This is a genomic window from Pseudonocardia sp. WMMC193, from assembly GCF_021728735.1.
Classification (GTDB): Bacteria; Actinomycetota; Actinomycetes; order Mycobacteriales; family Pseudonocardiaceae; genus Pseudonocardia; species Pseudonocardia oroxyli.
Genome location: NZ_JAKKDO010000003.1, coordinates 3887669 through 3914382, shown reverse-complemented (window position 1 = coordinate 3914382; position 26714 = coordinate 3887669). Strand labels below are relative to the sequence as shown.

At 75.3% G+C, this 26714-nt stretch carries 24 protein-coding genes; 16 read left to right on the top strand and 8 right to left on the bottom strand.

The annotated features are described in order from the left end of the window. Window position 1: 1 nt before the first annotated feature. From L3X23_RS20260 to mgtE, 4 genes are read left to right on the top strand one after another with little or no spacing between them, the layout of a single operon-like run. A complete protein-coding gene (locus tag L3X23_RS20260; protein WP_237193690.1) occupies window positions 2-877 on the top strand; it encodes a PHP domain-containing protein in 876 nt (291 codons plus the stop codon). Continuing rightward, on the top strand, window positions 874-1704 hold the full coding sequence (locus L3X23_RS20255) for a PD-(D/E)XK nuclease family protein (RefSeq protein ID WP_237193689.1): 831 nt from the start codon (window positions 874-876) through the stop codon (window positions 1702-1704). Before L3X23_RS20260 ends, L3X23_RS20255 begins: the two co-directional genes overlap by 4 nt. Then, the gene (locus L3X23_RS20250; RefSeq protein WP_237193688.1) at window positions 1701-1985 is read left to right on the top strand and encodes a hypothetical protein; all 285 of its coding nucleotides are present in this window, start codon (window positions 1701-1703) and stop codon (window positions 1983-1985) included. The genes L3X23_RS20255 and L3X23_RS20250 overlap by 4 nt, the downstream gene beginning before the upstream one ends. Window positions 1986-1987: 2 nt before the next feature. After that, window positions 1988-3337 (top strand): magnesium transporter, encoded by a 1350-nt coding sequence (mgtE, locus tag L3X23_RS20245; RefSeq protein WP_308116926.1) that lies wholly within the window; start codon window positions 1988-1990, stop codon window positions 3335-3337. Here the strand turns inward: mgtE and L3X23_RS20240 are convergent. Both L3X23_RS20240 and L3X23_RS20235 read right to left on the bottom strand, forming a co-directional pair. Further along, window positions 3334-4578, bottom strand: coding sequence for a hypothetical protein (locus tag L3X23_RS20240; RefSeq protein WP_237193687.1), 1245 nt, complete (start codon window positions 4576-4578; stop codon window positions 3334-3336). The two genes, mgtE and L3X23_RS20240, sit on opposite strands and share 4 nt — an antisense overlap. 23 nt (window positions 4579-4601) lie before the next feature. Beyond that, window positions 4602-6311 carry a DEAD/DEAH box helicase gene (locus L3X23_RS20235; protein ID WP_237193685.1) on the bottom strand — a complete coding sequence of 570 codons (1710 nt, stop codon included), beginning with the start codon at window positions 6309-6311 and terminating at the stop codon, window positions 4602-4604. A 368-nt stretch (window positions 6312-6679) separates the two neighbouring features. Here L3X23_RS20235 and L3X23_RS20230 point away from each other — a divergent pair, with 368 nt between their 5' ends. Further along, entirely contained in the window at window positions 6680-7333 is a 654-nt protein-coding gene (locus L3X23_RS20230) for a ferritin-like fold-containing protein (protein WP_093083939.1), read from the top strand. Window positions 7334-7429: 96 nt separating this feature from the next. Continuing rightward, window positions 7430-7654, top strand: coding sequence for a DUF3107 domain-containing protein (locus tag L3X23_RS20225; RefSeq protein WP_093083942.1), 225 nt, complete (start codon window positions 7430-7432; stop codon window positions 7652-7654). A gap of 16 nt (window positions 7655-7670) precedes the next feature. On the opposite strand, the gene L3X23_RS20220 is transcribed toward L3X23_RS20225, so the two are convergent. Both L3X23_RS20220 and L3X23_RS20215 read right to left on the bottom strand, forming a co-directional pair. Further along, window positions 7671-7985 carry a DUF4873 domain-containing protein gene (locus L3X23_RS20220; protein WP_237193683.1) on the bottom strand — a complete coding sequence of 105 codons (315 nt, stop codon included), beginning with the start codon at window positions 7983-7985 and terminating at the stop codon, window positions 7671-7673. Further along, window positions 7975-8646, bottom strand: coding sequence for a TetR family transcriptional regulator (locus L3X23_RS20215; protein ID WP_237193682.1), 672 nt, complete (start codon window positions 8644-8646; stop codon window positions 7975-7977). The genes L3X23_RS20220 and L3X23_RS20215 overlap by 11 nt, the downstream gene beginning before the upstream one ends. A gap of 62 nt (window positions 8647-8708) precedes the next feature. Here L3X23_RS20215 and L3X23_RS20210 point away from each other — a divergent pair, with 62 nt between their 5' ends. From L3X23_RS20210 to L3X23_RS20200, 3 genes are read left to right on the top strand one after another with little or no spacing between them, the layout of a single operon-like run. After that, window positions 8709-9512, top strand: coding sequence for an SDR family oxidoreductase (locus L3X23_RS20210; protein WP_237193681.1), 804 nt, complete (start codon window positions 8709-8711; stop codon window positions 9510-9512). After that, entirely contained in the window at window positions 9509-10405 is an 897-nt protein-coding gene (locus L3X23_RS20205) for a diiron oxygenase (RefSeq protein ID WP_093083953.1), read from the top strand. The genes L3X23_RS20210 and L3X23_RS20205 overlap by 4 nt, the downstream gene beginning before the upstream one ends. Continuing rightward, on the top strand, window positions 10402-11238 hold the full coding sequence (locus L3X23_RS20200; RefSeq protein ID WP_237193680.1) for an alpha/beta fold hydrolase: 837 nt from the start codon (window positions 10402-10404) through the stop codon (window positions 11236-11238). Before L3X23_RS20205 ends, L3X23_RS20200 begins: the two co-directional genes overlap by 4 nt. Before the next feature lie 87 nt (window positions 11239-11325). Here L3X23_RS20200 and L3X23_RS20195 read toward each other — a convergent pair whose 3' ends face one another. Beyond that, the gene (locus L3X23_RS20195) at window positions 11326-12075 is read right to left on the bottom strand and encodes a hypothetical protein (RefSeq protein ID WP_237193679.1); all 750 of its coding nucleotides are present in this window, start codon (window positions 12073-12075) and stop codon (window positions 11326-11328) included. A 109-nt stretch (window positions 12076-12184) separates the two neighbouring features. On the opposite strand from L3X23_RS20195, the gene L3X23_RS20190 reads away from it, so the two are divergent. Together L3X23_RS20190 and L3X23_RS20185 are read left to right on the top strand one after the other, a co-directional pair. Continuing rightward, complete coding sequence (locus L3X23_RS20190; RefSeq protein ID WP_237193678.1) at window positions 12185-14152, top strand: histidine kinase; 1968 nt, start codon at window positions 12185-12187, stop codon at window positions 14150-14152. Between the two features lie 16 nt (window positions 14153-14168). After that, the gene (locus L3X23_RS20185; RefSeq protein WP_237193677.1) at window positions 14169-14813 is read left to right on the top strand and encodes a response regulator transcription factor; all 645 of its coding nucleotides are present in this window, start codon (window positions 14169-14171) and stop codon (window positions 14811-14813) included. On the opposite strand, the gene L3X23_RS20180 is transcribed toward L3X23_RS20185, so the two are convergent. From L3X23_RS20180 to L3X23_RS20170, 3 genes are all read right to left on the bottom strand, one after another. Further along, window positions 14800-15444: a TetR/AcrR family transcriptional regulator gene (locus L3X23_RS20180; RefSeq protein ID WP_237193676.1), complete on the bottom strand. Its 645-nt coding sequence runs from the start codon at window positions 15442-15444 to the stop codon at window positions 14800-14802. The genes L3X23_RS20185 and L3X23_RS20180 overlap by 14 nt on opposite strands. Before the next feature lie 34 nt (window positions 15445-15478). Continuing rightward, window positions 15479-17857 (bottom strand): cation-translocating P-type ATPase, encoded by a 2379-nt coding sequence (locus L3X23_RS20175; protein ID WP_237198072.1) that lies wholly within the window; start codon window positions 17855-17857, stop codon window positions 15479-15481. Between the two features lie 62 nt (window positions 17858-17919). Then, entirely contained in the window at window positions 17920-18834 is a 915-nt protein-coding gene (locus L3X23_RS20170; protein WP_237193674.1) for a hypothetical protein, read from the bottom strand. 190 nt (window positions 18835-19024) lie between these two features. Between L3X23_RS20170 and L3X23_RS20165 the strand changes: the two genes are divergently transcribed. The 5 genes from L3X23_RS20165 (at window position 19025) to L3X23_RS20145 (ending at window position 26635) form a co-directional block, all read left to right on the top strand. Further along, complete coding sequence (locus L3X23_RS20165; RefSeq protein WP_237193673.1) at window positions 19025-19993, top strand: alpha/beta fold hydrolase; 969 nt, start codon at window positions 19025-19027, stop codon at window positions 19991-19993. A gap of 48 nt (window positions 19994-20041) precedes the next feature. Then, window positions 20042-21214 carry an adenylyltransferase/sulfurtransferase MoeZ gene (gene moeZ, locus L3X23_RS20160; protein ID WP_237193672.1) on the top strand — a complete coding sequence of 391 codons (1173 nt, stop codon included), beginning with the start codon at window positions 20042-20044 and terminating at the stop codon, window positions 21212-21214. 382 nt (window positions 21215-21596) lie between these two features. Further along, window positions 21597-24497: a hypothetical protein gene (locus L3X23_RS20155; protein ID WP_237193671.1), complete on the top strand. Its 2901-nt coding sequence runs from the start codon at window positions 21597-21599 to the stop codon at window positions 24495-24497. Between the two features lie 56 nt (window positions 24498-24553). Continuing rightward, entirely contained in the window at window positions 24554-25372 is an 819-nt protein-coding gene (locus L3X23_RS20150) for a TIGR02569 family protein (protein WP_237193670.1), read from the top strand. A 96-nt stretch (window positions 25373-25468) separates the two neighbouring features. Continuing rightward, on the top strand, window positions 25469-26635 hold the full coding sequence (locus L3X23_RS20145) for a uroporphyrinogen-III synthase (RefSeq protein ID WP_237193669.1): 1167 nt from the start codon (window positions 25469-25471) through the stop codon (window positions 26633-26635). The last annotated feature ends 79 nt before the right edge of the window (window positions 26636-26714 follow it).

Here is a 26714-nt window from a genome sequence, read left to right as displayed (position 1 = left end):
GGTGGCCCTGATCGACCTGCACACCCACTCGACGGTCTCCGACGGCACGGACACCCCCGAGGAGCTGGTGGCCGCGGCCGCCGCCGCGGGGATCGACGTGCTCGCGCTGACCGACCACGACACCACGGGTGGCTGGTCCCGCGCGGCCGCGGTGCTGCCCGCCGGGATGCGGCTGGTGCGCGGCGCGGAGTTCTCCTGCGTCAGCCCCACCGGGCGGCCGGAGACGCCGGGGGACCGGGCGACGGTGAGCGTGCACCTGCTGGGGTACCTGTTCGACCCGGAGCACCCGGCGATCGTCGCGGAGCAGGAGCGGCTGGTCGGCGAGCGGGTGGAGCGGTTGCGGAAGATGGCCCGCAACGTCGCCGCCGACTACCCGCAGCTCGACGCGGACCGCGTCTTCGACCTCGTCCCCGAGGGCACCACGCCCGGGCGGCCGCACCTCGGCCAGGCCCTCATGCGGGCGGGCGTCGTGGGGTCGGTGAACGAGGCCTTCGCCGAGATCCTCAAGACCGGCAGCAAGTACTACGAGCCCAAGACGGACACCCCCGTCGAGCGGGCGGTCCAGATGATCGTGGACGCGGGCGGGGTGCCGGTGTTCGCCCACCCGCTCGCGCGCAAGCGGGGCCGGGTCATCGAGACCTCCGTGCTGGCGGACCTCGCGAAGCTCGGCCTGGCGGGCGTCGAGGTGGACCACCCGGACCACGCGCCGCAGGACCGCGAGCTGCTGCGCGGCGTCGCGGCCGAGCTGGGCCTGGTGGCGACGGGCTCCTCGGACTACCACGGCACCAACAAGTCCACCCCGATCGCCGCGGAGTCCACGGCGCCCGACGCCCTGGAGGACCTGGTCGACCGCGCCTCCGGAGTGCCCGTCCTGTGACGCAGCTGGGTTTCGACGCGCTCGCGGGCGAGGAGGCCTGGGCCCGTCCGCTGGTGCGCGTCACCCCCGCGCGGCTCGGGACCTGGGAGGACTGCCCGCGCCGCTACCGGCTGACCTACCTGGACAAGGCGCCGGGTCGCGGCGCGCGGGCGGCGAGCACCCTCGGCTCGGTGGTGCACCTGGCCCTGCGGGCGCTGTTCGCCCGGCCGCGGGCCGAACGGACCCCGGCCGAGGCCGCCGCACTCGTCGACCGGAACTGGATCGGCGAGGGGTTCCGGGACACCGCGCAGCAGCAGGAGTACCGGCTCAAGGCGCGGACCTGGGTCGAGGACTACGTCGCCGAGCACGGCGCGCCGGACCCGCTCGCCGTCGAGCGGTGGGTGTCGGTGTCGACCGGCGGCATCGTCGCCGAGGGCCGGGTCGACCGGATCGACCCCGGACCCGTGATCGTCGACTACAAGACCGGCAGGCACGTGCCCACCGCGGCGGACGCCGGTGCCTCACCGGCGCTGGCGCTGTACGCGCTGGCCACCACCGCGACCCTGCGCCAGGAGACCCGCCGGGTCGAGCTGCACCACCTGCCCAGCGGCACCGTCGCCGCCTACGACCACTCCGCGGAGTCCCTGGCCGAGCACCGGGACCGGGCCGAGGCGGGCGCGTTCGCGGCGGCGGACGCGGCCGCCGAGCTGGCGGCGGGCGGCTCGGCGGACGCGTTGTTCCCGGCCCGTCCGGCCCCGCGCTGCGCCGTGTGCGACATGCGCCGGAACTGCGCCGAGGGCCAGGCCGTGGGTCCGGCCGCGCAGCCGTGGGAGCAGCTGGTCACGTGACCGAACGCCTGCCCGGACGACTGCTGCGCGGCTTCTCCGGCGTGCTCTGCGCCGGGCTCGTCGCGCTGTTCGCGGTGCTGGTCGGCGGCTGGGTGTTCACCACCCGCACCGGTGCGCCCGGCCCCGGCCCCGGCATGCTGCTGGGCCACGGCCTGGCCGCCGCCGCGGCCGTCGCCGCCCAGCTCGTCGCGGACCGCCGCGCGGGCCGGGTCGGCGCGCTCGCCGCGTGGGTGGTCGTGGCCCTCGCGGTGCTGGTCCTCGGCGGGTACTGGCTGTTCTGAGCGTGGTCGCCCGAGACGAGGACCTCGCCCGGTCCCTGACCGCCGCCCTCCACCGCGGCGATCTGACCGCGGCGGCCGAGGAGGCGGGCGAGACCACGGCCCGGGAGCTCGCCGAGGTGCTCGCGCGGTGCGGGCGGGCCGACGCGGCCGTGCTGTTCCGGCTGCTCGACAAGGACCGCGCCGCCGAGGTGTTCGAGCACCTCGACGCCGGCACGGTGCGCCACGTCGTCGAGGGCATGCGGGCGGAGCACGTCACGGAGCTGGTCGACGGCCTCGACCCGGACGACCGGGCCCGCCTGCTCGACGAGATGCCCGCCTCGATGGCGCACCGGGTGCTCGCCGGCCTGCCGCCCGAGCGGCGCCGCGCCACCGCGGCCCTGCTCGGCTACCGGGCGGGCTCCGTGGGCAGGTTGATGACGCCCGAGGTGGCCAGCCTGCACGCGGGCGGCACGGTCGGCCACGCCCTCGCCCGCGTCCGGCGGATCGGGCGCACCGCCGAGACCGTGCAGGTCCTGCCGGTGGTCGGGCCGGGCAGGCTGCTCGTGGGCACCGTCGAGCTGGGTGAGCTGGTGCTCAGCGCCCCCGAGACGCCGCTGGCCGACATCGTGGAGACCGACGTCGAGCGGGTCCGGGCGACCGAGTCCGCCGAGGCGGCGGCCCGGCTGCTGGGGGAGTCCGACCGGGTGGCGCTCCCGGTGGTCGACGAGGAGGAGCGGCTGCTCGGGCTGCTCACGATCGACGACGCCGTCGAGGAGCTGGAACGGGCGGACTCCGAGGACGTCGCCCGCCAGTCCGGGGCCGCGCCGTGGCGGGGGCACTACCTGACGGTGGGTGTGGTGGCGCTCGCGCGGAGCCGGGTCGTCTGGCTGCTCCTGCTGCTCGTCGCGGCGACCCTGACGGTGAACGTCCTGCAGTACTTCGAGGACACGCTCGCCGAGGTCACCGCGCTCGCCCTGTTCGTGCCCCTGCTGATCGGCACGGGCGGGAACGCGGGTGCCCAGGCGGCCACGGCGACCGTCCGGGCGCTCGCGGTCGGCGAGGTGCGACCGTCGGACGTCCTGCGGGTGATGTGGCGGGAGGCGCGGGTGGGTGCCGTGCTCGGGGCGATGCTCGCCGTCGTCGGGACGACGATCGGGAGCCTGCTGGTGGGCGGGCAGGTCGCCCTGGTCCTGGGTGTCTCCCTGGTCGCGGTGTGTGCCTGGGCGGCGACCATCGGCGCCACGATGCCGCTGCTCGCGACCCGGCTGGGTATCGACCCCGCGGTCGTGTCCGCACCGGCGGTGACGACCCTCGTCGACGCCACCGGACTGCTCATCTACTTCACGGTGGCCCGGCTGGTCCTCGGCATCTAGTTCCTCGAGTCCGGCCGCAGCGCCACCATCTCGGACCCGCGTTGCTCGAGGAGGACCTCGCCCTGGGCGGCGAGCATCACCGGGCCCGAGTAGCCGCCGCGGTCCACCGGGATCGTGCGCTGCACGACGCCGCGGACCGGGTCGACCACCGCGATCCCCGCCGCGACCGGGACGAGCAGGCTGCCCGCGTACGCGGTGCCGGGGCCGAGGGTGTCCCGCAGCGTCCAGAGCGGGGCGAGCGCGGTGCGGTCCAGGGCGACCGTGCGCGAGCCGCTCCACCAGTACACGCGGGCGCCGTCGGTGGCGGTCGCCGAGATCCCCCCGGCGGGCGGCGCGACCTCGCCCTCGGGGACGTCCAGCCCGATGAGGCCCACCTGCGTGCCGCTGCGGTCGAAGATCTGCAGCTCGGGCGGCCCGGGCAGGACGACCGCGGCCCGGTCCACGGACACCGCGACGAGCTGCGCGCCGCGCGTGGACAGCGGGACCGAGAACTCGACGGTCGGGGTGTCGGCGTCCCCCGTCCCGTCCGGGCGGAGCAGGGTCAGCCGGTCCGCGGCCTCCGCCGGGCACGACTCGACCACGCCCAGCCTGCCCGCGCCGAGGGCCACGGAGGTGTGCGTGCAGTCCGGGCGGGGCTGGCGGTCCGGCTGGGCGGGCGCGGTCACCGCGCCGTACTGCAGCGTGGTGACCAGGTCGGACCGCAGTGTCTCCAGGTAGGTGGGGGAGCTCGCCACCACGACGCTGCCCGACGCCGCGAGCCGGGCCCCCGCACCGACGTCCGGGTTCGCGGCGGGGCCCCGGGTCCCGAGGTCGGGGTTCAGTGCGGACAGCTCGCTGCACCACGTGCCGTCCGCGGTGGCGTACAGCGCCAGGACCTGTCCGAACCCCGCGCCGACCGTGCAGAGCGGCCGGTCGCGGGTGTAGCTCCACCGCGGGGCGCCGGTCGTCGCGTCCCGCCCGACGACCGCGTCCCCGTCCGCGGTCACCACGCCCGGCCCGCTCACGACAGGCTGTGGGGTCGCTCCGCTGGGCGCCCGCCACGCCTCCACGAACCCCGCCGGGACGACCTCCGCCACCGGCGGCTCGACGCCCGGTGCGTCCGCGGGCACCGACTCGGTGCGGGCCGCGGGGCTGGTCAGCCCGTACCCCACGGCGACCGCGACGACCAGCAGAACGACGAACGCCGCCACCGCGAGATCTCTGCGGCGACGGCGTTCGGGGAGTTCGCGGGCGCGGAGCACGCCCCGAAGCTACTAGGTCGGTCTCAGCTGGCGGCGGCGTCCTGCTCGGCGCCGGCCTCGGTGGGGGTGGCGTCCCCGGAGCGCGAGCGGCCACGGCCCCCGCGCCGGCGACGGCGGCGCGGCTTGGTGCCGTCCCCCTCGCCGGTCGCGTCGGTGACGGGCCCGCCCGCCGGAGCCTCGGCGGACACGGCGGGCTCGGCCGCAGGCGCGTCGGCCGGTGCGGACTCGGCGGCGGGCTTGGCCCCCGCCGGACCGGCGACCGGGACCCCGGCGCGGCTGCGGGTGCGGGTCCGCTCCCGGCGCTTGCGCGCGGGCCGCTCGGCCGGGTCCTTGCGCTTGCTGCGGCCCTGGTGGTCGCCCTCGGTGTCCACGTACTCGGCCGACAGGCCGGCGCGGGTCCGCTTCGACAGCGGCAGGCGCCCGGTGGCGTCCGTGGGGACGTCCAGGTCCGTGTAGAGGTGCTCGCTGGTCGAGTAGGTCTCGACGGGCTCGGTGACGGCCAGACCGAGGTCCTCGGCCACCATCTTCCAGCGCGGCATCTCGTCCCAGTCGACGAGCGTGACCGCGACCCCGGTCTTCCCGGCGCGGCCGGTGCGGCCGATCCGGTGGACGTAGGTCTTGGAGTCCTCGGGGCACTGGTAGTTGATGACGTGCGTGACGTCGGTGACGTCGATGCCGCGGGCCGCGACGTCCGTGGCCACCAGCACGTCCACCTTGCCGGAGCGGAAGGCGCGCAGGGCCTGCTCGCGGGCGCCCTGGCCCAGGTCGCCGTGCACGGCGGCGGCGGCGAACCCGCGCTCGGCCAGGTCGTCTGCCACCCGCTGCACGGTGCGCTTGGTGCGGGCGAAGATCATGGTGAGGCCGCGCTCGCGGGCCTGCAGCACGCGCGTGACCAGCTCGACCTTGTCCATCGCGTGGGCGCGGTAGACGAACTGCTCGGTGCGCTCGTGGATCGAGCTCTGGTCCGGCTCCTCGGCCCTGATGTGCGTGGGCCGGTTCAGGAAGGCGCGGGACAGCGCGATGATCGGGCCCGGCATGGTGGCCGAGAACAGCATCGTGTGGCGCTCCTCGGGGAGCATCCGCATGATGCGCTCGACGTCCGGCAGGAAGCCGAGGTCGAGCATCTCGTCCGCCTCGTCGAGGACCAGGGCCTTGACCCGGCCCAGCACGAGGTGGCGCTGCTCGGCGAGGTCGAGGAGCCGGCCCGGGGTGCCGACGACCACGTCGACGCCCTTGCGCAGGGCCTCCAGCTGGGGCTCGTACGCCCGGCCGCCGTAGATGGCGGTGACCCGGACGCCGAGGTGCTTGCCCGCGTCCGCGAGGTCCTGGGCGACCTGCACGCAGAGCTCGCGGGTCGGGACCACGACGAGCGCCTGCGGGACGTCCTTCGTGCGGTCCGCGGTCTCGCCCTCGGCGGTCGCGGCGGCGCGCTCGGACGGCGGGGTGACCCGCTGCAGCAGCGGGACGCCGAAGCCCAGGGTCTTGCCGGTGCCGGTGCGCGCCTGGCCGATCACGTCCTCGCCCGCGAGGGCGAGCGGGAGGGTCAGCTCCTGGATGGCGAAGGTGCGCTCGATGCCGGCCTCGGCCAGCGCCCGCACGATCTCGGGGCGGACTCCGAGCTCGGCGAACGTGGGGGACTCGGACTTGACGGGGGCGCCCGCCGTGAGCGGGTGCGCGTCTGCGGTCGCTTCGGGGTCGACCGTGTCGGCGGGTTCGGTGTAGGTCTCGGACAAGGTGGGTGTCGCCTCTCTCCGCGTACAGGAGCCAGGCGCCCGGCTCGTCGACCACCGGCTGGGGAAGCCCGGGTGGGAGAGCCGTCCGAGGCGCTGTACGCACCAGTTCGTGTGCACACCGGTGAGTCGGGCGCCCGGTGGCGCCGACCCGTTACCCGGCGGTGTCGCAGTCGATCTGCGCGGCGCACCGGATGCCCGGGCGCTACGCGCAGGGCCATGATACCCCCGGGCCGGATCGCGGGGCACGGTGACGTGCGCCGCCCGCCCCGACCACCAGTGCCCCGTCCGAGAAGCTCGGCACCGGACTCGGCGGCCGGACCACCGATTCCGGCACCGGGCTCCTCGGACGGGGCACTAAGGTTTCGACCATGGCGGAAGTGGACGCGACCCGGCGCGCGGTCGTCGATCTCCTGGGCGCGCTGGCCTACGGCGAGCTCTCGGCGTTCGACCGGCTGGCCGAGGACGCGCGCACCGCGCCGACCCTCGCGGGCCGCTCCGCCCTGAGCGTCATGGCGGGCGCCGAGATGGGGCACTTCCGCATGCTGGAGGAGCACCTCGCGGGCCTCGGGGTGCGCGTGGACGAGGCGATGGCGCCGTTCGTCGCGGGGGTGGACGCCTACCACGCCACCACCCGCCCGCGGACCTGGCTGGAGTCGCTGGTCAAGGCGTACGTGGGCGACGGGCTGGCGGCGGACTTCTACCGCGAGGTCGCGGGCTGGGTGGACGGTTCGACCGCCGAGCTCGTCCGCACGGTCCTCGCCGACACCGGGCACTCGGCCTTCGCCGAGCGCGAGGTGCACGCGGCGTGCGCGACGAACCGACAGGTCCGGGACCGGCTCGCGCTGTGGGGCAGGCGGCTGCTGGGCGAGGCCGTCACCCAGGCCCAGCACATCGTCGCCGAGCGGGACGAGCTGGCGGACTTCATCGTGCGCGGGTCGGGGGACATCGCGGGCATCGCGGCGCTGATCAAGCGGCTGCAGAGCAACCACGGCAAGCGCATGGCCGCCCTCGGACTCAACTGAGTTTCGCCCCTGGCGGACGGGCCGCGGTCGCGGTGTCCGACTCGACTAGCCTGGGTCGCGTAGTCCACCCGTACGTACTCACCAGGAGGTTCCCCGGTGGAGGTCAAGATCGGCATCGCGGAGAGCCCGCGGGAGCTCGTGGTGTCCAGCGACCAGACCGCTGACGAGGTCGAGAAGCTCGTCGCCGAGGCGCTGAAGTCCGGCGACGGCACGCTGTCGCTCGTGGACGAGAAGGGCCGCAAGTACCTGATCCCGGCCGTCCGGATCTCCTACGTCGAGATCGCGCCGTCGTCCGCGGCGAAGGTCGGCTTCGGCAGCTGAGGCTCCGGGAGCGGAGTCACTCCGTCGGGGGCTCGTCGAGCGGATAGGGCGGGCTCCCGACGCCGGACAGGCGGTACCGGCCCCACAGGTCGACGTCGCCGATCCGGCCGCGGGCGCTGCCGGTCGCCGTGGACACGACGACGTCGGCGTTGCGCCCGCCGAGCACCCCGGCCAGCGCGGCGCCGGTCCCGGGGTCCCGGGTCACCCGTCCGTACCAGTGGACCTTCCCGTCCTGGGGCTGGGTGTGGGCCTCCAGGCGCACGTGCACGTCGAGGGCGGTGCCGTCGATCGTCAGCGTGGCGGGGCCTGCGTAGTCGACCTCATCCGACACCGGGGTTCTCCTTCGGGACCATCCTGAGCACGGGGGATTCCACGTCCGGCGTGCCGAGCACACCGTGCGCGCCGTTCCAGATCAGCGTGGTGAGGTAGCCGGTCAGGTCCGCGCGGCTCATCGTGCGGCGCTCCAGCCACCAGTCGCCCGCGCTCTCCACCATCCCGACCAGCCCGTACGCGTAGGCCTCGGCGCCGCCGGAGTCCTGCCCGGCCGCGCGCAGCCGCCCGCCGATGAGCTGGGCGAGCAGGGTCGCGATCTGGCCGCGGACGTCGTCGGCGACGTCGGTGGTCTCGGGCGCCGGGTTGTGCACCACGAACCGCCACAGCTCGGGCTCCTCCTCGACGCCCTGCAGGAACGCGTCGACCACCGCGGCGATCTGCGCGCGCGGTGCGAGGTCCTCCATGAGCGCGGGCGCCATCTTCTCCATGAGGTTCTCGGCGGCCCGCTTGCCGACGGCCCGCTGCAGGTCCGCGCGGTCGTCGAAGTGGCGGTACAGCACGGGTTTCGTGATCCCGGCGCTCGCGGCCATGTCCGCCACCGACACCCCCGCGCCGTGCGCGCGCACCGCGGCCATCGCGGCCTCGACCATCTCCGCGCGGCGTTGGGCGCGGCGGGCGGCGCGTGGGTTCCCCTTGACAGTTCCGTCGTCGTCCGGCACGTTACCAGTGGTAACAGTTACCGCGGGTAACAGCAAGCGTTCGTCGACGGGGAGGAACGGCCATGCGAGTACTGGTCACCGGGGCGGCCGGGGGCTTCGGCGCTCCGACGGTCGCGCGGCTGCGGGAGCAGGGGGCCCGGGTCGTCGGGCTCGACCGGCACGGATCGGACGCCGAGTCGGTCCTCGCCTGCGACATCACCGATCCCGAGGCGGTGGAGCGTGCCGTGGCGGAGGCGGTGCGCACCCTCGGCGGGCTCGACGCGGTGGTCCACTACGCGGGCATCGGCATCCCGAACGACGCGGGCGGCCCCCTCGAACCGGACGCGCTGAAGGTCATCGACACCAACCTGCTCGGGGCCTGGCGGGTCACCGCGGCGGCGCTGCCCGCCCTGACCGAGGGCCCGGAGAAGGGCCGCGTGGTCTTCGTCTCCAGCGAGCTCGCCTACCTCACGCTCCCGTTCGTCTCCGCCTACAGCGTGGCCAAGCGCGGCATGACCGCCTACGCGGACGCGCTGCGGCTCGAGTACGGCACCCGGCTGCACGTCACGACCGTGTACCCCGGCTACGTCCGGACCCCGATCCACGAGGCGGGCAAGGAGGTCGGGCTGAGCCTGGAGGGGCAGGTCCGCGCCGAGGAGGTCGACGACATCGTCGGCACCGTGTGCCGTCAGCTCGCCGCCCGACGTCCGCGCCGGGACACCGCGGGCACCCGCGCCGGGCAGGTCGAGCTGTGGGCCGGACGCCACGTGCCGGGCCTGGTCCAGCGCGGGGTCGTCGCCCGGGTGCGCAGACAGGTCGCCCAGGGCGTGTTCGACGGATCGGAGCTGGCCAAGGGGCTCGTGCTCCGGCTGGGAGGGAAGCGATGAGCGTCATCGACACGGTGAACGACCGCGAGGCCACGGCCACCCGGCTGCTGAAGTCCTCGGTGGAGAAGTCCTACGAGCCGCACCTGGACATCGACTGGGACGCCCCGCTCGTCGACGGGCTGTGGGGGCTCCCGGAGCACCGGGCGTCGCTCTACGGCACGCCGCTGTGGGAGGGCCTCACCGACGAGCAGCGGCGCACGCTGACGATCCACGAGGTCTGCAGCGTCGCGCGGATCGGGCTCTGGTTCGAGATCATCCTGATGCAGATGCTGCTGCGCTACGCCTACGACCGCGACCCGCGCCGCGCGCACATCCAGTACGCGCTCACCGAGATCGCCGACGAGTGCCGGCACTCGATCATGTTCGCGAAGATGACCGAGCGGTACGGCGTGCCCGACTACGCCCCGACCGGCCTCACCCACCAGCTGGGCAGGCTGTTCAAGACCGTCGGGTACGGCCCGGCGATGTTCGGCGGCACGCTGTTCGTCGAGGAGATCCTGGACCGCTTCCAGCGCGAGTCGATGCGGGACGAGACGGTGCAGCCGCTCACCCGCATGGTCAACAAGATCCACGTGACGGAGGAGGCCCGGCACGTCCGCTACGCCCGCGAGGAGCTCCAGCGGATCATGCCGAAGGTGACCCGGTCGCAGCGCGAGCTGGGGCGCTACCTGCTGGCCCGCATCGCGTTCGTCGTCGCCCGCAACCTCGTGCACCCGGCGGTCTACACGTCCGTGGGAATCGCGCCCGAGGAGGGTCGCCGGGCGGCGCTGGCCAATCCACACTGGCAGGAGTCACTGCGCTGGTCGGCGGAGAAGTGCGTGGCGTTCCTGCGCGACCAGGGGCTCGTCGGCGGGCCCACCGAGCTGCTGTGGAGGAAGGCGTACCTCGTATGAAGTCGGCGGACGGACTCGACCTGCACGGCGTCGTGTCGGGCACCGGGCCGGTCACGGTCGTGCTGCTGCACGGGTGGACGCTGGACTCCACGTGCTGGGAACCCGTCGCCCGTGCGCTGACCGGGGTCCGGGTCCTGCGCTACGACCACCGCGGCCACGGCCGGTCGGCCGAGGTGGACGCATCGACCATGACCATCGAGCAGCTCGCGGACGACCTGGCCGCCGTGCTGGCGGCCGAGGTCCCGGAGGGGCCGATCGTGCTGGTCGGGCACTCCATGGGCGGCATGACGGCGATGGCGCTGGCCGAGCGGCATCCCGGGCTCGTGGCCCGGGTCGTCGGGCTGGGGCTGGTCGCGACCGCGGCGGGCGAGCTGGGCGCCACCTTCCCCGGCTGGCTGCGGACGGTGAACGAGCGCCGCGTCTTCGCCTCGGCGGCGTGGACGGGCAGGCGGGCCCTCGCCCGCCACCCCGTGCTGCTGGAGCCCGCCATGCGGGCGATGCTGGTGGGGCGCCACCCGTCGCGGGCCGCGCTGCGCAAGACGAGCGAGACGATCGCCGCCTGCCGCCCGAGCACGCTCTCCGGGTTCTGGACGACCCTCGGCGCCCACCAGCGCCAGGCGGCCCTGGCGGCCTACGCCGAGATCCCGGTGCACATCATGGTCGGCACGCGCGACCGGCTCACCCCGCCGCGCTACTCGCGGCGGATCCGCGAGGCGCTGCCGCACGCCGAGCTGACGCTGTTCCCCGACGCCGGTCACATGCTGCCGCTGGAGCGCACCGACGGCGTCACCGCCCGGATCCAGGCCCTGGTCGGCGCCGCGGTCCCGGTGTGAGAGCTCCCGGCCGCCCCAGGGCTCTCGGGGCGGCCGGGTAACGGTCGGGGCGGCGGTCCCGAGTCCCGGCCGGGAGGCGGGATGCGCTCAGGCGACGGTGAACGCGGCGCTCGCCGTGCCCGCGAAGTCGGGCGGGGTACCGAGCACGCCCACCACCAGGTAGTTCCCGGGCCGGAGCAGCGCCACCCCGTACGCGGGGTCCGGGCCCGTGGCCTGCGTGCCCGACACGACGTCCGCGACCTGGTCGAGGTCCGTCGCGCCCGAGTCGACCGCCGCCGGCGTGACGGTCTGCCCGTCCTCGACCCGGGCGACGAGCAGCACCGCGGCGGGGGGTTCGCCCGCGTGGGTCATCGTGATCGCGAGCGGTCCGGGCTTCAGCGTCGCGGGGACGCCGGAGAGCGCGCCACCGGAGACGGTGGCGTCGAGGGTCTGGTAGCCGCAGCTGTCGTGGACCCAGCGGGACAGGGCCGCCGTGGCCTCGACGTTGGCGGGCGCCTGCAGGTCCATCGGCTGCCCCGCCTGGGCCTGTGCCAGCTGTGCACCGTAGGCGGAGATCGGGCCCGCGAGCTCGTCGGGGGCGTTGGCCTGCACGATCGCGAGCTGCGGGGCGACGGTCGCGGCCCAGGCCTGCAGGTCGGCCGCGGCGGGCGGTGGACCGTCGGGATCGATGCCCGGCGGGATGGTGGTGTCCATCGTGACCTGGGCGAGGCAGGCGGCGGCCTGGTCCTTGGCGGGCGCGGCGGGCGCGGGGGCCGCGGCGGGGGTGGAGCACGCGGCGAGCGCCGCGGCGGTGAACAGGGTCAGCAGGGCACCGGTCGCGGTGCGGCGGGAGGTCATGGCGCCAGCCTCACCTGCCCGCCTGGCCTGCGGATCCGTGCCGGCACCGCACTCGGTCTCCGTGCCCGCACGGATCCGCGTCCGCCGGTGGGTTCCTAGCGTGAGCACCATGCCCCGGACCCTGACCCTGTGCGTCACCGGCGCCGCCGCGGTGGTGCTCGGGCTCCTCACCCTGCTGGTCGGCAGGTTCCCCGACGTCGGGATCCTGGAGCCTGCGGTCGTCGTGGTGCTGTCGCTGCCCGCGATCGTCCTCGGCACGGTCCTCGCGCTGCGCCGCCCGCGCGCCGTCGTCGCGCCGCTGCTCGCCCTGCTCGGCACCGTGTTGCTGCTGGTCGTGGGCCTGGGTGACGAGGTCGTCGCGGTGTGGGCGGCGCACCCCGAGGCCCGGCCCGGGCCCGCGGTCAGGTCCTGGTTCGCGGCGGCGGCCGCGGGCTCCTGGGTGCTGCTGTACCTGCCCACCGCGTTCCTGCTGCTGGTCTTCCCCGACGGCAGGCTGCCCGGTCGGTGGCGGCGCGGCGTGGCCCGGGCGGTCGGCGTGCTGGCCGCGGTGTTCCTCGTCGCCGCCGGGGGCCCGGCCGAGGGCTACGACCCGCCGCTCGCAGCCCTGGCCACGCCGCCGTACCGGGTGCCCGAGGTCGTGACCGCTCTCGGTCCGGCGGTGCTCCTGGGGCTGCTCGTCCTCCTCGTGGCCTGCGCGGTCGCGATGATCCAGCGCCACCGGCACGCGGTCGACGCGACCGTGCGGGCCCAGGTGCGCTGGTTCGCCCTCGGCGCCCTGCTGCTGCCCGCCACCCTGCTGCTGTGTTGGCTGTCCTACCTGCTCTTCGACACCCCGGACCTGGTGATGATCGGGATCGGGCTGACGGCGGTCGGCATCCCCGTGGTCACCACGATCGCCCTGCTCCGCCACGATCTCTACGACGTCGACCGGGCGTTCTCCGCGACCGTCACCTACACCGCGGTCACCACCGCGCTGCTCGCGGTGTTCGCCGTGGCCGAGACCGCGGCGGGTGCCCTGCTCGGCAGCCGCTCACCGGTGGCGGCGGCCGTCGCGACCGCGGCCTGCGCGCTCGCGCTGTCCCCGTTGCGGTCGCGGCTGCGCGGCGGCGTCGACCGCAGGCTCTACCCCCTGCGGCAGGGCGTACGGGTCGCCCTCACCGCGCTCCGCCGGCGCATCGACGCCGGTCAGTCCCGCCCCGAGGACCTCCCGGAGGTCCTGCGGACCGCGTTGCGCGACCCCGCGCTGCGGGTGGGCTACGTGCTGCCCGGGCGGACCGCGCTGGTCGACGAGCACGGAGCGCTGTTGCCCGAGGGGGTCCCGGTGACCCTGTCCGGCACCCAGGTCGGCGCGCTGCTGCCCGGAGGCGGCCCCGCGACCCGCGAGCTGCTGCGCGAAACGGCGGCGGAGTCGGCGCTGCTCGTCGAGCTGATCCGGTCCCGGCTGGAGCTGACCGAGGCCCTGCGCGAGGTCGCGGAGAGCCGGGCCCGGCTGCTGCAGGCCGGGTACCGCGAGCGGCGCCGGCTCGAACGGGACCTGCACGACGGTGCCCAACAGCGGCTCGTGTCGCTGGGTATGGCGATCCGGCTGGCCCAGCGCAGGCTGGACTCCGGCGCCGACGAGGACGTGCAGGGACTGCTGGACCAGGCCGTCGCCGAACTGTCGACGGCGGTGGCGGAGCTGCGCGCTATCGCCCAGGGTCTGCGGCCCCTGGACCTCGACGCCGGACTGGGCCCGGCGATCCGCTCGCTCACCACCGGCCTGCCCATCCCGGTGCGGCTCGAGGTCGCCGAGGACGCGGTGCCCGACGAGGTCGCCACCACCGCGTACTACGTGGCGAGCGAGGCCCTGGCCAACGTCGTGAAGCACGCGGACGCCGAGGCCGTCGACATCCGGGTCGAGCGCCATCCCGAGCACGTCCTGGTCCGGGTGTCCGACGACGGGCGCGGCGGTGCCGTCGCCCGCCCCGGATCCGGGCTCGCGGGTCTGGTGGACCGCGTCGCGGCCGCGGGTGGGCGGCTCTCGGTCGGCGGGTCGGCGGGCACGACCGTCGAGGCGATCCTGCCGTGCGCGCCGTGACGAGGGGGCCGCGCCGGTGAGGACCGTGATCGCCGAGGACAGCGTCCTGTTCCGCGAGGGCCTGGCCCGCCTGCTGGAGGACGCCGGGCACGAGATCGTGGCCCGGGTCGGCGACGCGGACGGCCTGGTCGCCGCCGTCGCCAAGCGGCGGCCGGACCTCGCCGTCGTCGACATCCACATGCCGCCGCACCGCGGGGCGGACGGCGCGCACGCGGCCCGCCACCTCCGCCAGGACCATCCCGACCTGGGGATCGTGCTGCTGTCGCAGCACGTGGAGCCGTACCCGACCGTGGAGCTGGTCGGCGGGGGCGGTTTCGGCTACCTGCTCAAGGACCGGGTGTTCGACGTCGACGAGTTCCTGGAGGCGCTGCGCCGCGTCGCGGGCGGGGGCTCGGCGCTGGACCCCGAGGTGGTCACCCGGCTGATCGGCCATCGTCGCCGCGAGGACCCCCTCGAACGGCTGACCGCGCGCGAGCGGGAGGTGCTCGCCCTGATGGCCGAGGGCCGGACGAACCGGGGGATCGCCGCCCGGTTGGTGCTCACCGACCGGACGGTCGAGACCCACGTCGCCAACATCATGGCCAAGCTCGGCCTGGTCGACAGCGTCGAGGACCACCGCCGCGTGCTGGCGGTGGTGACCTACCTGGCTAGTCGTGGATGAGCGGGAAGCCCGCCAGGCCCTTCCAGGCCAGCGCGGACATCAGGCCCACGGCCTCGTCCCGCGGGATGCCCTGGTCGGAGTCCAGCCAGTACTGGGCGGTGACCTGCGACAACCCCACCAGCCCGACGGCCAGCAGCCGGGCCCGGGCCGCGTCCAGCCCCGCGTCCTGGGTGACGACCTCGGCCACGGCGTCGATGCACTTGGTGAGCGCCCCGTCGACGAGGGCGGCCGCCTCGGGCTCGCTGCGCAGGTCGGACTCGAACACCAGGCGGTAGGCGTGCCCCTCGCCCGCGACGAAGTCGAAGTAGGCCGCGACCGCCGCGTGCACGCGCTGGCGGTTGTCCGAGGTGTTGCCGATCGCGTCCCGCACCCGCGCCACCAGCTCGTCCGCGTAGGTGGTCAACAGCGCGCGGTAGAGCTCGAGCTTGCCGGGGAAGTGCTGGTAGAGCACGGGCTTGCTGACGCCGGCCTTCTCGGCGATGTCGTCCATCGCGGCGGCGTGGTAGCCCTGCGCGGCGAACACGTCCCGGGCCGCCAGCAGCAGCTGTGCGCGTCGCGCGCTCCGGGACAACCGGGCGCCCCGGGCGGGGGCCTGTACCGATCCGGACGCCTTCGCTGCCGTCTCGCTCATCGGGCTCCCCTCGCCGTTCACGTGCCGAGTCACCTTACCCGTCGGTAGCCCCGAATGTGTGACGGCGCGAGCGAGTTCGGTGAGCGTCGTCGGTCGGCGGGGCGCTCGACCGGGGGACGGCGCTGCGGAAGCGGCGCAGGCGGAGGCTGTTCGCGACCACGAACACGGAGCTGAACGCCATCGCCGCACCGGCGATCATCGGGTTGAGCAGACCGAGCGCGGCGAGCGGCAGCGCGGCCACGTTGTAGGCGAAGGCCCAGAACAGGTTGCCGCGGATGGTGCCGAGCGTGCGGCGGGCCAGCCGGATCGCGTCCACCGCGGCCAGCAGATCGCCGCGGACGAGCGTGAGGTCGGAGGCCTCGATCGCCGCGTCCGTGCCGGTGCCCATGGCGAGCCCGAGGTCCGCGGTGGCCAGGGCGGCGGCGTCGTTCACCCCGTCGCCCACCATGGCGACGGTGCGACCCTCGGCCTGCAGCCGCGCCACGACGGCGACCTTCTCCTCCGGCAGGACCTCGGCCACCACCTCGTCGATCCCGATCTCGGCGGCCACGGCGCGGGCCGCGGCGGTGTTGTCACCGGTCAGGAGTACCGGCGTCAGGCCCAGGTCGCGCAGCGCGGCGACCGCCGCGGCACTCGTCGGCTTGACGGTGTCCGCGACGACGAGGACGCCCCGCGCCCGGCCGTCCCAGCTGACGCTGACCGCGGTGCGACCCGCGGCCTCGGCCCGCTCCGCGGCCTCGGCGAGCTCGCGGGGCAGCGTGATCCCGTACTCGGCGAGCAGCGACGGCCGCCCGACGAGCACGGCGTGGGCGATCACCCGGCCGGCCCCGCTCGCCGGGGTGAGCGGCGCGGCCCCGGTCGCGGCCCGCACGGGGTCCGGCAGGCCGGGGAGCTGGGCGAGCTCGGCGACCACGCCCTGCACACCGAGCCCGGGCCGGTTCTCGAAGTCCGACACCGCGGGCAGGCTGCCGAAGCGCTCGCGGCCCGCCGCGACGACGGCCCGCCCCACCGGGTGCTCGGAGCCGTCCTCGACGGCCGCGGCGAGCCGCAGGACCTTCTCCGCGGACTCCCGCGCGGCGGGCACGACCTCGACCAGCTTCATCCGGCCCGCGGTGACGGTGCCCGTCTTGTCCAGCACGATCGTGTCGACCCGCCGGGTGGACTCCAGCACCTCCGGGCCCTTGATCAGCACGCCGAGCTGCGCGCCGCGGCCGGTGCCGACCAGCAGCGCCGTGGGTGTGGCCAGCCCGAGCGCGCAGGGGCAGGCGATGATCAGCACCGCGACCGCCGCGGTGACGGCCGCCGCGACGCCCGCGCCGCTGCCGAGCCAGAACCCGAGCGTGCCCACCGCCAGGGCGATGACGATCGGGACGAACACGCCGGAGACCCGGTCCGCGAGCCGTTGGACGGCCGCCTTGCCGCTCTGCGCCTGCTCGACCAGCTGCGCCATCCGCGCGAGCTGGGTGTCCGCACCCACCCGCGTGGCGCGCACGACGAGCCGCCCGCCCTCGTTCACACAGCCGCCGACGACCGCGGAGCCGGGGGAGACCTCGGCGGGCACCGACTCGCCGGTGATCATCGAGACGTCCACGGCGGAGGTGCCCTCGACGACGTCTCCGTCCGTCGCGACCTTCTCGCCCGGCCGCACGACGAAGCGGTCCCCGACCCGCAGGTCCTCGACGGGGATGCGGCGCTCGGTCGGGTGGGCGGGATCGCCACCGAGCACCGCGACCTCCTTGGCGCCCAGCTCCAGCAGCGCGCGCAGGGCGGCGCCCGCGGTGCGCTTGGAGCGCGCCTCGAAGTACCGGCCCGCGAGCAGGAACGTGGTGACGCCCGCCGCCACCTCGAGGTAGATCGCGTCCGTGCCGCCGCCGCGGTCGATCGAGAGCTCGAACGGGTGCGTCATCCCGGGCACGCCCGCCCCGCCCCAGAGCAGCGCGTAGAGCGACCAGGCCAGCGCGGCCAGGGTGCCCATCGAGATGAGGGTGTCCATGGTGGCGGCGCCGTGGCGCAGGTTGACGAACGCCGCGCGGTGGAAGGGGAGCGCCCCCCACACCACGACGGGCGCGGCGAGGGTCAGCGAGATCCACTGCCAGTAGGTGAACTGCCAGGCGGGCACCATCGCGAGCAGGACGACCGGCACGGCGAGCACCGCGCTGACGACCAGCCGCTCCCGCAGGGCGCGGGCGTGCTCGGCCGCCGGATCGGCCTGCTCCTGCGCCGGGGCGGACGGCGGCTTCGGCAGCTGCGCGGTGTACCCGGCGGACTCGACCGTGGCGACCAGGTCCTCGGGCGCGACGCCCTCGGGGTAGCTGACGGTGGCCTTCTCGGTCGCGTAGTTGACCGACGCCGTGACGCCGTCCATCTTGTTGAGCTTGCGCTCGACCCGGTTGGCGCAGGAGGCGCACGTCATCCCGCCGATCGCGAGCTCGATGCGCAGCGCGGACGGGTCGGTCTGGGCGTCGGTGGGGGCGCTCACGAGTGTCCTCCCGGGTGTCCCGTGCCGGGCACGGCTCCGGCGGGCGTGCCGAACGTGGGCACGGTGAAGTCCACGAGGTGTTCCGCGCCGCCGTGGTGGAACCGCAGGTAGAGGCGGTAGACACCGTCCGTCGGCACGGTGGTGGTGAAGGCGATGCCGGGCCCGGAGCGATCACCCGGGGCGGCCTTCGTCTGGGCCTCGACGGGCACGACGGCGAGGTCCCCCGCCCGCAGCGCCACCACGTCGCCGAACGCCCCGCGGTCGGCCTCCAGGTCGGTGACCCCGCGGCCGTCCTTGCTGATCGTGGCGAACACCGCCGACGGCGCGCCCGGGCGCAGGTCGCCGTCGAGGCGCACGACGTAGTCGTCCACCTGGGCGGAGCGCGCGGCCGGGAAGTCCAGCGGCGCGAACTGTCCGGGCACCGACACGTCCGTGCCGAGCGTGGTCGGGACGCCGCCGACCGGCGTGAACTCGGTGATCACCCGCCAGGTGCCCGCGGTGGGCAGGGTCAGCGGCGCCGTCCAGGTCCCGTCCGGGGTGCGCTGCGGGTAGAGCGCCTGGAAGCCCGCCCCGTCCCGCCGGACCACGAGCGCACGCAGCTCCGCGCCGTCCGGGCGGGGTTGGAGGGCTGTGGCGGGCCGCCCGTCCGGCCCGGTGACCGCCAGGACCAGGTCGGTGACGCGGTCCGCGGCGAACGCGGGCGTGCTCACGCTGAGGGAGTACCCGGCGTCCGTGGCGGACAGTCCGGCGGCGGGCACCGGCGGCGCCGCCGCGGCCGCGGGCTCCCCGTGCTGCTCGACGGCGACGGGTGCGGTGAACTCCGGGCGCAGCACCGCGCCACCCGCCCAGGCCACCCCGAACACCACCCCGAGGATGCCGACGTAGCCGCCCAGTCGAACCGCCGTGAGCATGCGCGCCTCCCTCTGCGAGTGTCCCCGTCCGATGTCGCCAACATACCATCGGGGGGTATCCGTGCCGCGCCGCGCGGGGGTGGTCGGGTGATCGCTCCGGGAGCGGTCCCGGGTGTCGTCCCGGGTGTCGTGGAGTGGCGGAGGCGACGCGAGGTGGCCGGCGGGCGCCGGTTCTTGTCATGCTCGGGACATGGCCGCGCTCCCCCTCGTTCAGGCGAGGTCCACCTCCGGGACCCGCTGGGGCGAGCCCGGGGACCTCGCCGTCCTGCCCGCCCTGCCGGAGCACCAGCCGCCGTGGCCCGGTCGGCAGGTGACCTCGGGCGGGGTCACCCTGCACGTGCGCGAGACCCCGGGCGACGGTCCGGACGCCGTGTACGTCCACGGCCTCTCCGGTTCCGGCACGAACTGGACCGACCTCGCCGCCCTGCTGTCCACCCGGGTCACCGGCCACGCCGTCGACCTGCCCGGGTTCGGCTACACCGAGCCCGTGCCCTCCTGCGACTACACGCCCGCCGGGCACGCGGACGCCCTGCTGTGCTGGCTGGCCGGGCGCGGCAGGCCGGTCCACCTGCTCGGCAACTCACTCGGCGGGATCGTCGCCATGCTGGTGGCGGCCCGGCGGCCGGAGCTGGTGCGCACGCTCACCCTCGTCTCGCCCGCGATGCCCGACCGGCGCCCCGACCCGCGCCGCATGTCGGACCCCCGGATGGCGCTGGCCTGGATCCCGGGCCTCGGCAACAAGGCCCGCGCGCAGCTCGCCGCGATGACCCCGCGCGCCCGGGCCGAGGCCACGATGACGCTGTGCTTCGGCGACCCGACGCGCGCGACCGACGTCCGGCTCGACGAGACGGCCGAGGAGATCCGCGCCCGCGGACGGCAGCCCTGGGCCGGTCAGGCCATCGACCGGTCCGCGCTCGGCATGTTCCGCAGCTGGGTGGGCCCCGGGCTCTGGCGCGCGGCCGCGCGGGTGCCGGTCCCCACCCTCGTGCTGTGGGGCGACCGCGACCGGCTGGTCAGTCCGCGGTTGGCCGCCCGCACCGCCCGGACCTTCCCGGACGGGCGGTTGGTGCTGCTCGACGGGGTGGGGCACATCGCCCAGATCGAGACGCCGGATCGGGTCGCCGCGGCCGTCGCCGCCTTCTGGGAACATGTCGCGTGAGTAACGGGTTGCGCTAGAGCGACCGTCGATCAGCTTGGAGTGGGAAACATGGCGCTACCGCCGCTCGTGGAGCCGGCCGCCGAACTGACCAAGGACGAGGTGGAGCGCTACAGCCGCCACCTCATCATCCCGGACGTGGGGATGGCCGGTCAGAAGCGGCTGAAGAACGCGAAGGTGCTGGTCGTCGGCGCCGGCGGGCTGGGCTCGCCCGCGCTGCTGTACCTGGCGGCCGCGGGTGTGGGCACGCTCGGCATCGTCGAGTTCGACGAGGTCGACGCCTCGAACCTGCAGCGCCAGATCATCCACGGGCAGTCGGACGTGGGGCGGCCCAAGGCCGAGTCGGCGCGGGACTCCATCAAGGAGGTCAACCCGTACGTCGAGGTGCGCCTGCACCAGCTGCGGCTCGACTCGTCCAACGTGATGGACGTCTTCGCCGACTACGACCTGATCCTGGACGGCACGGACAACTTCGCCACCCGGTACCTGGTGAACGACGCCGCGGTGCTGTCCGGCAAGCCGTACGTCTGGGGTTCGATCTTCCGGTTCGAGGGTCAGGCCTCGGTGTTCTGGGAGGACGCTCCCAACGGGCTGGGCCTGAACTACCGGGACCTCTACCCGGAGCCGCCGCCCCCCGGCATGGTCCCGTCCTGCGCCGAGGGCGGCGTGCTGGGCGTGCTGTGCGCGTCGATCGGCTCGATCATGGTGAACGAGGCCATCAAGCTGATCACCGGCATCGGCGAGCCCCTGCTGGGCCGGCTGATGATCTACGACGCGCTGGAGATGACCTACCGCCAGGTCAAGATCCGCAAGGACCCGGACACCCCGAAGATCACCGAGCTGATCGACTACGAGGCGTTCTGCGGCACCGTGTCCGACGACGCGCAGCAGGCCGCGATCGGGAACACGATCACCGCCCTGGAGCTCAAGGAGATGATCGACGCGGGCAAGGACTTCGCCCTCATCGACGTCCGCGAGCAGAACGAGTGGGACATCGTCAACATCCCCGGCGCGCAGCTGATCCCGAAGGACCGCATCCTCTCCGGTGAGGTGCTCTCGGAGCTGCCGCAGGACAAGCCGATCGTGCTGCACTGCAAGTCCGGTGCCCGCTCGGCGGAGGCCCTGGCCGTGCTGCACAAGGCGGGCTTCTCCGACGCCGTGCACGTCGGCGGCGGGGTCCTGGCCTGGATCAAGCAGGTCGAGCCGGACAAGCCCACGTACTAGGCACGTCCGCCGAACCGCCCGTGTCCCGAGAGGGAGACGGGCGGTTCGTCGTTTCCGTGAGTCCCGCACTCCGGACCCGCGAGTCGTCCGCGGTGATGACACGTGACACCTTCTCGGCATGGGATGTGCTTTACCTCACATTGCTGCAACCTTTTCCGTTGCTGTTGGTGAGCAAGGCAAGTGATAGGCCAACAGTGCGTAGTCAATTGCGCCGTTTGCGTTATCGATCTACTCCATGTCTCCCTGTCGGCGCCTCGTCGCCCCTGATTCGGCTGGGTAGCGTCCCGCTCCCGCGCGGCGATTGATCGTCCGAGCACGAGGGGAGTGGGCTGTGGCGGAGTGGTCGACGGACGGTGCGGGTCGGAACCGAGCGGTGTGCGCGTTGCCAGGGTGCGACCTGGAGGTCGAGTCGGCGCCCGGCCGCCCCGAGCGGCTCTACTGCAGCGCCTCGCACCGCCTCGCCATGCGCAGGCTCCGCCGGGCCGCGGCGCACGCGGCGGAAGACCCCACTGTCGTCGACACCCTTCCCTGGCTGCGGGAACCGATCCGGTCGAGCCCGCCGAGGCCGGACCCGACGGGTGGTCGCGAGACCGGGCCCGCACCGGTCGCCGCCGAATCGGAGGGGCGGGCGTCGGCGGACGTCGCACCGCCGGTCGACAGGCCCGCCCGCTCGGCGTGGCGGAACGCGATCGCGCGGAACCGTCGCGCGGTCGCGGTGCTGGGGGCGACCGCGGTCGTCCTGGGCGGGTACGCCGCGACGCTCGGCCCGCCGGACGCGACGCCGCCGCCCGCGGTGTCCGCCCCGACGTCCGAGGAGACGTGGGCCGGGCAGGCGGAGCTGGCGCTGGCCTCGGTCACCGGGCAGCTGGAGAGTCTCGCCGCGGCGCAGCAGGAGTGGGCGGCCTCGCCCGCGGCGCGGGAGAACGGGCCCCGGCCGCCCGCGGTGCGCCGCATGGAGCAGCGCCGACAGGTCCTCGAACAGCAGAAGGCCACGCTGCAGTCGCAGCTCGAGGGCTACCGCGAGCTCGAACGCAGCGCGGACGAGCTGCGGCGGGCCGACGAACAGCTCGCCGCCATCGACGGGTTGCTCGCCGCCGACACCGGTCGCGACCAGGCGTGGTCCACGGCCCTGGCCGAACAACGCGAGCTGCGCGGCCGACACCGCGACGGCGTGCGGCAGCAGGTCGCGACCCTCCGGGAGGGCGTCGACGTCGCGGTCCGCACCCCGCTCCCCGACGAGCGGTCGGAGACCGGGCGGACCGCGCAGGTCGCCGAGGAGGTGCGGGCACTCGGTGAGGGGCGCCCCACCCCGGCGCCGTCCCCGACGACGGCCTCCCGTCCGCCGCTGGCGCAGGGCCGCGAAGAGGAGCAGAACCCGGGCGTCCCGGTCGGGACCAGCGGCCCGCCCGACCCCCGCGGCCCCCAGGACGAGTCCACCGAACGCGATCGCCCCGCCCCCGCGCGCGGCCCCGCCGCCGAGGGCGCGGGCCGCGGCGGGGCTGTGGGCGGTGCCGGGCGGGGTGCCGGTGAGGTGGTCTCGGGTGCCGGGCGCGGCGCGGGTGAGGCCGCGGAGGGTGTGGGTCGCGGGGCGGGAGAGGCGGTGTCCGGTGCCGGGCGTGGTGCCGGAGAGGCGGTGTCGGGTGCCGGGCGTGGTGTGGGTTCGGCGGCCGAGGGTGTGGGTCGCGGTGCCGGTGAGGCGGTCGGCGGTGCCGGGCGTGGTGCCGGTGAGGCCGCGGAGGGTGTGGGTCGTGGTGCCCGTGAGGTGGTCGGCGGTGCCGGGCGCGGTGTCGGCGGCGCGGTGTCCGGAGCCGGGCGTGGCGCGGGTGAGGCCGCGGAGGGTGTGGGGCGTGGTGCCGGTGAGGTGGTCGGCGGTGCCGGGCGTGGTGCTGGTGAGGTGGTGTCTGGTGCCGGGCGTGGTGCTGGTGAGGCGGTGTCCGGTGCCGGGCGTGGTGTGGATGAGGCCGCGGAGAGTGTGGGTCGCGGTGCCGGCGAGGCGGTCGGCGGAGCCGGGCGCGGTGTCGGGCAGACCGTCGACGGGGCCGGTCGCGGGTTGGGCGACGCCGTCGAGGGCGTGGGTCGCGGCCTCGGCGACGCCGTGAGCGGCGGGCGTGATCGCGCCGATTCCGGGCGGGCGGCCGGCGGCGCGGACGGTCGCCCGGCAGGCGCTGCCGGCTCCGACGCGGCGCCCTCCGCGGCGCCCCGAACCGATGATGGTGCCCGGTCCGACCGGCCCGCGGCCACAGCCGCGCAGGCGGGCGGGGGCACGGCGCAGGGACAGCGAGGCGTCGCTGGACCCGCCGCGGCTGCGGCCGAGGATCGTCCTGCTGCTCCGGACGTGAGCTCGGGGCGGACGCAGCCGTCCGCCCCGGATCGCGCGGACCCGCCGCGGTCCGGGGCGGCGGCGTCGGTCCCGGTCGCGCCGGCCGGGACGGCGGCGCCGGGCGTGGCGTCAGCCGTCGCCGGTCCCATGGTCCGGTCGATGACCCCCTCGTTCGCGGCGCCGATGGTCGAGGCCGCCCTGCGTGACGCCGACCGGCGGATCGCCGAGGAGGCGGGGGCGGCCCGCAGCGTCGACCAGCGCTCGACATCCGGTTCCGCCAGCGCGAACGGCCCCACCGGGAGCCGGAACGGGCAGTCGGGCGACGGCTCGACCGCAACCACCTCGCGGAGCGGGTCGGGCACGAACCAGGAGGAGCGCACCCGCGCCACGACGACACGGGCCACGGGCGCGCACGACGGCGCGAGCACCACCTCCGAGCGCAGCAGCTCGGACGGCGGCGGCAACTCGAACCGCAGCGGCTCCGAGGGCAGCGAGTCTCACGGAAGCCGCTCCGGCAGTAGCGGCTCCGGCAGTAGCGGCTCCGACGGCAGTCGCTCCGGCAACAGCCGCTCGGACCGCAACAGCTCGGACCGCAACAGCTCGGACCGCAACAGCTCGGACCGCAACAGCTCGGACCGCAACAGCTCGGAGGGCGGCGACTCTCACACCAGCACCTCGGGCGGTAGCCACTCCGGCAGCACTGGCTCGGACCGCAGCGGCTCCAACGGCGGTGGCTCCAACGGCGGCGACTCCGGCAGCGGCGGCTCGGACCGCAGCGACTCGGAGGGCGGTCACTCTCGCAGCAGCGGCTCCGAGGGCAGCCGATCCAGCAGCAGCGGTTCGGACAGCAGCGACTCCCATGGCGGCGGCTCCGACGGCAGCGGCTCCGGCGGCAGCACCACCGGGGACGGCGGCGCCTCGGACTGGAGCCGGATCGTCGCCGACAGCACCGCCGGCGGCTGAAGTCACTCCCGCGTGGCACCTCGGATCCGCAGGACGGCGCAGGTAGCGTGGCCGCCGTGACCGCAGCACCCACGGCCCCGCAGGCGGCAGCCCTCCCCGAGCACGTCCGCGTCGCGTTCGGGGTCAAGGATGCCATCCCGCGCCCGGTCGTCTGGGCGGGTCAGCGCGCCTGGCACTGCGACGAGGTGCTGCTGCGTCCGGTCGCCGACAACGCCATGGCCGCGTGGTCGGCGGGCGTCCTGGAGAACCTCGACGTGGAGGCCGTGCGGCTCGCCCGTCCGGTCCGCTCGTCGGACGGCCGGTGGGTCGTGGCGGGCTGGGCCGCATCCCGCTTCCTGGCCGGTGCCTCCGAGCCCCGCCACGACGACGTCGTGTCCGCCAGCCTCCGCCTGCACGCCGCGACCGCCACGGTCCAGCGGCCCCGGCTGCTCGACAGTCGAGACGACCTGCTGGCCCGCAGCGCGGCGGCCGCGTTCGGGGAGCGCCGCTTCGCCCTCGACGACGCGGCGGGCGGCCGCCTGTTCGGCGAGCTCGCGGCGCACCGCCGCCCCATGAAGTCCCCACCGCAGGTCGTGCACGGTGAGCTGTTCGGCGCCGTGCTCTTCGACGGCGACGGCGTGCCCGTGGTCCTCGACCTGGTCCCGTTCTGGCGCCCGGCCGAGTGGGCCGCCGCGGTGGTCGTGGTCGACGCGATCGCCTGGGGCGGCGCCGACGAGGGGCTGATCGACCGCTGGGCCCACCTCGACGAGTGGCCGCAGGCGCTGCTCCGCGCGGCCCTCTACCGGCTGGCCCTGCACGCCCAGCACCCCGACGCGTCGGCGCGCAGCGTGGCCGGCCTCGAACGCGTGGCAGGGCTGGTGTCCGCCCGTCTGTAGGCCCCGGGCCCGCCGCCGACGGGGCGGGATGTTGAGTTCTGGTTACCGTGATCGCGCTCACGAGCTGCGGCCTCGATGATGTCGCAGGATGTGCCGATGAGCGCCCCCACCACCCATGATGAGGCACCCGTGCCCGCGCTCGCCGGGTTCACGGTCGGCGTGACCGCCGCCCGCCGCGCCGAGGAGCTGGGCACGATGCTGGAGCGCCGTGGCGCCACGGTGCGCCACGGCCCGTGCATCCGGATCGTGCCGCTGGCGGACGACACGGACCTCCAGGAGCGGACCCGCGACCTCATCGGCAGGCCGCCGGACGTCACCGTCGCGACGACCGGGGTCGGTTTCCGCGGGTGGGTCGAGGCCGCGGCGGGGTGGGGCGTGGGAGAGCAGCTGCTCACGGCCCTCGGCACCAGCCGCATCCTCGCCCGCGGCCCCAAGGCGCGGGGGCAGATCCGCGCGGCGGGGCTGAGCGAGGTGTGGTCGCCTGCGTCCGAGTCCTCCGCCGAGATGCTGGACCACCTGTTGGCGGAGGGGGTCGCCGGGCAGCGCATCGCGGTCCAGCTGCACGGGGAGCCGCTCCGACACGTCGTCGAGGCCCTCGAGCGCGCGGGCGCCGAGGTCGTCACGGTCCCGGTGTACCGGTGGATGCTGCCGGTCGACCCGGTACCGATGGACCGGCTCACCGACGCCGTCCTCGCCGGCGCGATCGACGTCCTGACCTTCACCAGCGCGCCCGCCGCGAGCGCGCTGCTCGCCCGGGCGGGGGAGCGCGGCCTGCGGGGCGACCTGCTCGCCGCTCTGCGGACGACGGTCCGCGTGCTGTGCGTGGGGCCGGTCACCGCGGCCCCGCTGGAGGCTCTCGACGTGCCGACCTGGCAACCGGAGCGGTCGCGGCTCGGGGCGATGGTCCGCACGCTCGAGTCCGCTGCGCCCGCGCTGGTCCGGCGACTGCCGGTGGCGGGGCACGTCCTGGAGCTGCGCGGTCACGCCGTGCTGGTCGACGGCGAGCTGAAGACCGTCCCTCCGGCCGGGATGGCGGTGCTGCGGGCGCTGGCCTGCAGGCCCGGGCGGGTGGTCCCCCGGGAGGAACTGGTGCGGGCCCTGCCCGGGGACGATCACGACGTCGAGTCGGCCGTGGCCCGGCTGGGCGCCTCGCTCGGCCCTGCGACGCTGATCCAGACGGCGGACGAGCGCGGGTACCGCCTCGCCGTGGACCCCGCCGCGGGCCCCTCCCGATACGACGACCAGCACGGCGAGCAGCGGTGAAGCGGGTGGTGCGCCGCCGCCCGGCCGACCTCCGCCCGCTCCCGGAACCCCAGGCCCGCGACCGGGTAGCCGCCCCGGG